Source organism: Natrinema soli (assembly GCF_028618695.1).
On record NZ_JAQIVI010000197.1, the window covers coordinates 1 to 4,411 of the forward strand.

Here is a 4,411-nt window from a genome sequence, read left to right on the forward strand (position 1 = left end):
GTCGCCGGCCCGACCGGCGGCAGCGACCACACGCCGGTCGGAACCGTCTACATCGGCGTCTCCTACGCGGGACCGTGGGGCAGCGAGGAGTCGTACGCGACCGTCTCGCGATACGAGTTCGACGGCGACCGCGCCGACGTTCGCGCCGAGACCGTCGACCGGGCGCTCGCGGACCTGCTCTCCGAACTCGAGGCGCGGGAGACGACTCGCTGACCGTCGCTACACGTCCGGTCGAACGACGGCAGTCCGATCGGTGTGAATCGTTTCGGTCGGTCCGATCGGGAACGCACGAGCGGTCGATTCGACTCAGTGACACGCTCGCCCGCACCTCGAATCAGTAACGAATCCGATACATGTATGGCTCAGTGACAATTTCGAAAGAAAAACTATTCCTTCCACGACTTCCCAGATGCGGATAGATGAACAAGAAGGGCCACGTGCTGAACGCCGTTCTGTTGAGCATCGGGTTGGGCTATCTGCTCGAGCCGGTGGGGGATCTGGAGACGTTCAGAACGATCGTGATGATCGGCGTCCCCGTGACGCTCGGAGCGCTCTTCCCGGATGTCGATACCGCATTCGGCAAACACCGGAAGACGCTGCACAACCTGCCGATCCTGATCGGCTTCGTGGCCTTTCCGTTCGTGTTCGGCAACCTCGAGTACGTCTGGATCGGCGTGTTGACCCATTACGTTCTCGATATCGCCGGGAGCAAGCGCGGGATTGCGCTGTTTTACCCGCTCTGGAAGGAAGAATTTGGACTCCCGATCGGCGTCGCGGTCAGCAGCACGCGCGCGGACCTCATGATGGTGATCGTCACCGTCGGCGAACTGGCCCTCGCCACTGCGCTCGTGTTCGAAGTCCCCCGATGGGGCTTCGAGATGGGGCGACAGGTACTCGGGCTGTAGTCGACTGCCGGTTCTAGCGAGAAGCGTACGAATACCGATTCAGTATCCCATTACTTACCCGTCCGGCGGCCCGTCGAAGACACGAATGCCAGCAGCAGATCGCCAGCGTCCACGGTCGGATTTCACCGATGGCCAGCCGACAATTCGCTGTGACGAGTGCCGGTCTGCGCTTCGATCAGATCGGCAGCAGGCCGTTTCGTTTCTCCTCCTGGACAACCTCACGATTCCCGTTCTCAGCTGTGACGATCACCTCGAGCGGTTCACCTCGATCTGTGGGCTAACCACCGAAGCGTCGGCCGATCTCCTGGACCACCGACCGGCCGGCGGTATCATCTGTCCCAGCTGTCGCCTCGCACCGTACAGTTCGACCCGCCCCGCGATACCGATTCAGGATGGGGTAATCGTCCCCATCGCGTGTCCGGAGCACCACTCGGAGATCGTTCAGCGGTTCCAGACGGGACTGCAAACGCACCGACAGCTGTCGGCCAGTCTCAGCACGACCGCGAACGGCTCACTGTGAGTTCCTGCGTGAGTGCGAACTGGCACGCACACAGTGCGCTTCCAGCCGAAAAAACGACAGGTGAAAGAAGGGATCACGACCTGCTTCCGAACCGCTTGGTTTCCGACTACTGCCGGTTCGGCGTCCACTCCTCGCAGGCGTCCATGTCGTCCATCGCCGTCTCGTGGCGGGCGCAGTAGGGGACCATCCCATCCGCGGAGCGGACGTACTCAAAGTGCGTGCAGTTCCCGCAGTAGCGGTCCGTCGGTTCGTCCGGCCGTTCGGTCGGCGACTCGACTATCTCCGCGTCGGTGCCGTCGCCCGACTCGAGCGGCGAGGAGATGTCCGCGGTCGCGGAGCCGCCGTCGCTGGTGGCAGCGCCGACGGGCCGACCGGGGGAAGATCCGGTTTCAGGCGCGTCGGCGTTCACGTTGGTTTGCGTGTCGACGTCTCCGTCGGGCGTGCCCCCGAAGAACCCGATGCCACCGAGGCCGCCCGAGCCGCCCTCGTCGGACTCGATGACCGTCTTGTTGTGTCGGGTGACGTTCATCTGGAGAGAGCCGCCGGGGTCGTTGCGCCGCTTGAACGTCGCGACGGCGGTGAACAGACACCAGACCGCGGTCAGGAGCCCGAGCAGGTAGACGACGCTCACCTCGAGCGTGAGCTGGTCACCGCCGTAGCGCCAGTGTTCGGGGTAGGCGTGCCAGAAGAGCGCGACGCCGAGCAGGCAGAGGCTCGCGCTGATCACGGCGGCGGCCTGGACGCGCCGGCCGGCCGGTAAGACGACGAAGACGCCGACGAGGATGATCGGAACGCTGAGGCCGGCCAGAACGCCCGCGGCACGGACGGTCGCGAACTGGGCGGCCATCTCGCCCGAGAGCTCGACCGCGTAGCCGCCGACGAAGTCGGTCGTCGCCACGAGGACCGCAACGACGGCCAGCACCGCGCCGAGCAGTACGAACCCCATTCCCGCGTACAGCCGGCGGCTCGTCACCTCCGGTGCCGTCCCGTCGTAGACCTCCGTCAGGCTTGTCATACGCGGCCGTTCGGCTCCCCACCACAAAACGATACGTCAGACACATATCTGATTTTCGATAATAGCGAGGTCGGAGCCCGGCTCGAGCCGACCGGCGGAAGCGAAAGCTTGAATCGCCGCCCTCGCAAACGACCGCCCATGAGTGACGAGGACGAGGAGGCGGAGCCGGCAGTCTCACTCGGAGAGCCGACCCCCGTCGAGGGTGCGCCGCTCGCCCGCGTGAGTTCGCGACTGACCTGGCCGAAAGAGAAGAGCGAAGTCGACCGACTCGAGGGCGAGAGCGTGATCCGGACCCCCGACGGACCCCGCGAGCTGTCCGCCGTGCTCGAGGACGTCGACGAGACGTACTTCCAGCGCCATCAGGAGTTCGAAGCGAACGTCAGGGACGTGATCGGTACCGGGCCGATTCCGACCGCTGACGAGTAATACCGTGGCGTCCGAGCCGGATCAGTACGGTGGCCGCTGGCTCCGGGGTCGATTGGATCTCTCCTGGGTTCAGAAGTCGGTCGTGGTCGGAGCCGTGCTCACGCTGTTGTGGATGCGACTCGTTCCCAGCGAGCTGGATCTGCGGGTCGTCGTCGACGGCGTCCTCCTGATCGGCGGACCGCTCGCGCTCGGTCTGTCCCACGGGAACCGTATCGGGTGGCGCGTCGACCGTGTCGCCGTCCGAAACACGGCGTTGCTCGCGCTGTTCGTCCTCCCCTTCTACGTCGTCGGTTCGACGCTACCGACGATCCGGGCGTACTATCCGATCTGGGAGACGGCTGCAGCGCCGGCCGTCTTCGTCCCGCACGCGATGAAACTGTTCCTCCTCGCGCTGGCCGCCGAGACCTACTACCGCGGCCTCCTCTGCGTCGGCGTCAGAGAGGTCGGCATCGGTGCGGTGTTCATCAGCCCCGTCGTCTACATGCTTCACCACGCCTCGAAGCCGCCGATCGAGTTCCTGCTGTCGGGTCCCACGGACGTCCTGTTCGGCGCCGTCGACTACAAATCCGATTCCATTCTCCCGTCCGTCGTCGCCCACGGCGGCGGGCTGGTCCTGCTCGACTGGCTCGTCATTCACGAGCCGGTGTTCGATCCGGTCCTCGTGATTCGGTTCCTCGAGTGGCTCCCGGTTCCGCTCTAGCCGCCACGGAGCCGCCGCGGGGCCGACACGGGCGATTCGGAGCAATTCCCGCCCGTCTCACGGACTCGAGACGGCAGACCGATTAAGGATCAGGACGACCAACCGTCGCGTATGGCGCTTCCCATCGACCCGACGAAGATCGACCCGGACGACTACGGCGAGCACCGCGCGGTCCTCGAGATGGATCACGAGGAAGCCATCGAACACACCCGTGAGGTGTTTACCGAGGCGGGATTCGGCGTCCCGGCGGAGTTCTCGCCGTCGGAACTGCTCAACGAGAAGGTGGACGCCGACCGCGAACCCTACTACGTGCTCGGGGCCTGCAACCCCCAGATCGCCGACCGAGTGTTGGACGTGACCGAACAGATGGGAGCGCTGTTCCCCTGCAACGTCGTCGTCTGGGAGGAAGCGCCGGGCCGGCAGGTCGTCTATCACGTCTCGATTATGAAGATCGCACGGCTGCTCGGGATCGCTCCCGACGACGAGAACTGGCAGGCGATCGTCGACGAAACCAGCGAGTTGGTCGACGAGGCCTACGCGAACCTGTAGGCGGTCGGCGTCCCGTCCGGCTCGCCGCGCGGTATTGGAGCCGGAACATCGTTTCGTTACTGTAGAAGACAGTATAGAATATCAACACTTATGCGTCCGATCGGAGAGGCTGAACTATGGACGCTCGGACCTCGTTTCTCGCCCTCTCGGTCTATGTCCTCGGCGCGCTCGCCGCGCTGATCGTGCTCCCGCTGGTGGAGTACGTGCTGGCGGCCTGCCTGCTCGCGGTCGTCCTCCGTCCGCTGTACGAGCGGCTCGCACCGCGAATCGGCGCACGCACCGCCGGACTCACGGCC

Annotated in this window: 7 protein-coding genes and 1 pseudogene; 7 read left to right on the forward strand and 1 reads right to left on the reverse strand. The window is 64.9% G+C overall.

Features of this window, described 5'->3' with window-relative positions; genetic code table 11:
* From PGX04_RS12700 to PGX04_RS12710, 3 genes are all read left to right on the forward strand, one after another.
* Nucleotides 1-213, forward strand: a 213-nt coding sequence (locus tag PGX04_RS12700) for a CinA family protein (protein WP_273738837.1), incomplete at its 5' end; no start/stop codon positions are given.
* A gap of 206 nt (nt 214-419) precedes the next feature.
* Nucleotides 420-905, forward strand: a complete 486-nt coding sequence (locus tag PGX04_RS12705; RefSeq protein WP_273738838.1) for a metal-dependent hydrolase — start codon at nt 420-422, stop codon at nt 903-905.
* An 85-nt stretch (nt 906-990) separates the two neighbouring features.
* Nucleotides 991-1,425: a hypothetical protein gene (locus tag PGX04_RS12710; RefSeq protein ID WP_273738839.1), complete on the forward strand. Its 435-nt coding sequence runs from the start codon at nt 991-993 to the stop codon at nt 1,423-1,425.
* Nucleotides 1,426-1,531: 106 nt separating this feature from the next.
* Here the strand turns inward: PGX04_RS12710 and PGX04_RS12715 are convergent, their stop codons facing one another.
* Nucleotides 1,532-2,440: a cell division protein CdpA domain-containing protein gene (locus PGX04_RS12715; protein WP_273738840.1), complete on the reverse strand. Its 909-nt coding sequence runs from the start codon at nt 2,438-2,440 to the stop codon at nt 1,532-1,534.
* 138 nt (nt 2,441-2,578) lie between these two features.
* On the opposite strand from PGX04_RS12715, the gene PGX04_RS12720 reads away from it, so the two are divergent.
* The 4 genes and pseudogenes from PGX04_RS12720 to PGX04_RS12735 all read left to right on the forward strand — a co-directional run.
* On the forward strand, nt 2,579-2,866 hold the full coding sequence (locus PGX04_RS12720; RefSeq protein ID WP_273738841.1) for a DUF5789 family protein: 288 nt from the start codon (nt 2,579-2,581) through the stop codon (nt 2,864-2,866).
* Between the two features lie 4 nt (nt 2,867-2,870).
* A complete protein-coding gene (locus PGX04_RS12725) occupies nt 2,871-3,566 on the forward strand; it encodes a CPBP family glutamic-type intramembrane protease (RefSeq protein WP_273738842.1) in 696 nt (231 codons plus the stop codon).
* A gap of 111 nt (nt 3,567-3,677) precedes the next feature.
* Nucleotides 3,678-4,115: a DUF302 domain-containing protein gene (locus PGX04_RS12730; RefSeq protein WP_273738843.1), complete on the forward strand. Its 438-nt coding sequence runs from the start codon at nt 3,678-3,680 to the stop codon at nt 4,113-4,115.
* Nucleotides 4,116-4,231: 116 nt separating this feature from the next.
* Nucleotides 4,232-4,411, forward strand: a pseudogene (locus PGX04_RS12735) (AI-2E family transporter); the annotation flags it as partial.